Origin of the sequence: Siphonobacter sp. (assembly GCF_048595215.1) — a bacterium.
In the GTDB taxonomy this organism is placed as follows: domain Bacteria; phylum Bacteroidota; class Bacteroidia; order Cytophagales; family Spirosomataceae; genus Siphonobacter.
Genome location: NZ_JBMDWJ010000335.1, coordinates 1 through 2,659, shown reverse-complemented (window position 1 = coordinate 2,659; position 2,659 = coordinate 1). Strand labels below are relative to the sequence as shown.

2 protein-coding genes are annotated in these 2,659 nt (G+C 49.9%); both read left to right on the top strand.

The features are described 5' to 3' along the window. Positions 1 to 1,211, top strand: a 1,211-nt coding sequence (locus ACOJTG_RS20745) for a competence/damage-inducible protein A (protein WP_420155563.1), incomplete at its 5' end; no start/stop codon positions are given. Between the two features lie 59 nt (positions 1,212 to 1,270). Beyond that, positions 1,271 to 2,587 carry a dihydrolipoamide acetyltransferase family protein gene (locus ACOJTG_RS20740; RefSeq protein ID WP_420155562.1) on the top strand — a complete coding sequence of 439 codons (1,317 nt, stop codon included), beginning with the start codon at positions 1,271 to 1,273 and terminating at the stop codon, positions 2,585 to 2,587. The last annotated feature ends 72 nt before the right edge of the window (positions 2,588 to 2,659 follow it).

Genomic DNA, 2,659 nt, shown 5'->3' with positions numbered 1-2,659 from the left:
TTGGCCAAATCACCGATACAAATACGCAATGGATTGGGGCTGAATTGTCAGCCATCGGCGTACGTACCGTTCGCAAAAGCTCGGTGGGTGACCAGCGAGCCGCTATTTTGAGTATTTTGAGCGAAGCCGAACAACGAGCTGATATTGTCATATTAACGGGCGGTTTAGGTCCTACCAAAGATGACATTACCAAAACTACACTTTGCGAATACTTTAATACCGGCCAGGCCATCCATCCCGAAGCCCTGGAAGTAGTCACCGATTTCTTTCACAAACGGGGCCGTGAGCTTTCTGAAATTAATAAGTTACAGGCTTCTCTGCCCCTGAATGCTACGTATGTTCCCAATACGCGGGGAACGGCTCCCGGCATGTGGTTTTTTGAACGCGGTACGGTATTTGTTTCCTTGCCCGGTGTTCCGCACGAAATGAAAGGTCTGATGACGGATGAGGTGCTACCCCGCATTAAATCGACGTTTCCCCTACCAGTTATTCACCATAAAATGCTGCGTACCATTGGTATTGGTGAATCCTTTCTGGCCGAACGCATTGAGGCTTGGGAAGATGCACTCCCCTCGCACATCAAACTGGCGTACTTACCTTCGATGGGTATGGTGAAACTTCGGCTGACGGCCACCGGCGAATCGCTGGAAGTCCTGCAAGCGGAGGTGAACGCCGAGATCGCTAAAGTTCTACCGCTGATTTCTACCTACGTGTATGGATATGACGGCGATGAAATTGAAGATGTAGTAGCTCGCTTACTACGGGAATCCGGCCATAGTTTATCCATTGCCGAAAGCTGCACCGGCGGGTACCTCTCTCACCTGATTACAAAGATTCCAGGAAGCTCAGCGTATTTTCAGGCAGGCGTGGTGAGTTATTCCAATGCGGCCAAGATGAATACGCTCGACGTCCAGTCCTCTACGCTGGAGAACTACGGAGCTGTTTCTGAGCCAACCATTCGGGAAATGGCCGAAGGCGTACGCGAACGCTTCGGAACTACCTTCGGACTCGCTACCAGTGGCATTGCCGGTCCCGACGGTGGAAGCCCCGAAAAACCCGTAGGAACTATCTGGATTGCCCTGGCATCTCCCGAGCAAACCATTACGAAAAAACTGACTTTGGGGGGAGACCGTCTACAAAATATTCATCAAACGGCTCTTACTCTGTTAAATTTGTTGCGGAAAGTGCTAGTAGGCCTTCCCTTGGATTAATATGTAAATCGAGCTAAATCACTAGTAATGTTGCTCGAAATGCTAAACAGAATCAATCTATGACTGAGATTCTTATGCCTGCCATGGGCGAAAGCATTCATGAAGCCACCGTACTTACCCTGCTCAAAAAGCCCGGTGATCGTGTGGAAATTGATGAACCTTTGCTGGAAGTGGCGACGGACAAAGTAGATACGGAAATTCCGGCAACCCAGGCGGGTATTTTAAAAGAATGGCTCGTAAAGGAAGGCGATGTGGCTACGATTGGCAAACCCATTTGCCGGGTCGAAACCGATGCCGCGGGCACAACACCTTCGGAAGCGACTACGCTGGAACCGAAAGCTCCCGAGGAAATAAGCAATACGGAAGAAGCCGCCAGCTACCTTGAAAATCAGGTACAGACGGCCATCAGTGAACCCGTCCGGTCGGAAGGTACTCCTCAAGCAGGCCGGTATTATTCGCCGTTGGTACTGACGATCAGTCAGACGGAAGGGATTTCCATCGACGAGCTGAATACCGTTCCGGGTACGGGCGTGGATGGCCGGGTTACCAAAAACGATATGCTGGACTACGTTGCCCGACGGTCAACGCCGCCAGCCGCTCCCGAGCCTAAACCAGCTCCAGTCACACCAGCTCCCGCCGTAAGCAAGCCCAGCTTTAGTACGGGTGACGTAGAAATTCAGGAGATGGACCGCATGCGGAAACTGATTGCGGAACGAATGGTGGATTCCAAACGCATTGCTCCGCACGTCAGCAGTTTCGTCGAAACGGATATGACGGCTATCGTTCGCTGGCGTGAACGAATGAAAGTTCAGTTTCAAAAAGAATACGGAGAAAATCTTACCTATACTCCACTCCTGATCGAAGCCATAGTGAAAGCCATTAAGGATTTTCCGATGATTAACAGTTCGGTAGACGGCGACCGTATTCTCATTAAAAAAGCTGTAAATGTAGGTATGGCCGTGGCTTTACCCAGTGGCAATTTGATTGTACCGGTCATTCACAACGCCGATCAGTACAATCTGGTGGGATTAACCAAGAAGATCAACGACCTTACCAAAAGAGCCCGCGAGAACAAACTGAAAGCTGACGATCTAGCCGATGGTACCTATACCGTTTCGAACATCGGTACTTTCGGTAATCTCATGGGTACGCCCATTATTGTACAGCCGCAGGTAGCGATCATGGCATTCGGAGCGATTCAGAAGAAACCAGCTGTCATTGAAACGCCCGAAGGCGATCTGATTGGCATTCGTCACAAAATGTTCATTTCCCATTCGTACGACCACCGGATCGTCGATGGTTCACTGGGCGGGCAGTTCGTAAAACGCGTTTCGGATTATCTGGAAGCGTTTGATGCAGATCGCAAACTGATTTAGAAGCCACTAACGCTAGTAAAAGGGAAGAAGGAAGACTGAGTTAATAGTCTTCCTTCTTCCCTTTTTATACCT

What these genes read in the sequence shown, in the direction of transcription:
- ACOJTG_RS20740 (WP_420155562.1), top strand. Translation starts at nt 1,271, where the DNA reads ATGACTGAGATTCTTATGCCTGCCATGGGCGAAAGCATTCATGAAGCC.